Genomic DNA, 240 nt, shown 5'->3' with positions numbered 1-240 from the left:
CACATCATAAATAACGCCATTTTCATCTGTGATTGCCATACCTTCACTGCTGTTGTTGTAAACTAATGACGCTAAATGCAAAGATTCTTGATTCTGCTTTCGTTGCGTGATGTTACTTATCACAACTATATATTCATCGGCTTTTTGCATTGGGCTGATTTTAGCTTCAAAGAACTGCTCGTTTTGTTTATGTTCAAGCTCAACAGTGACAGGAGCGCTCAGGGTTGTTAAGTACTCTTC

Annotated in this window: 1 protein-coding gene; it reads right to left on the bottom strand. The window is 38.8% G+C overall.

What is annotated here, in order from left to right; genetic code table 11:
- Window positions 1–240: hypothetical protein (locus tag SB765_RS33300; protein ID WP_410932992.1), on the bottom strand; the 240-nt coding region annotated here is incomplete at both ends.

Source organism: Pseudomonas sp. SIMBA_067 (genome assembly GCF_046534675.1).
Classification (GTDB): domain Bacteria; phylum Pseudomonadota; class Gammaproteobacteria; order Pseudomonadales; family Pseudomonadaceae; genus Aquipseudomonas; species Aquipseudomonas putida.
The sequence above is the reverse complement of the archived record's forward strand: the minus strand, read 5'-3'. Positions and strand labels throughout refer to the sequence as shown.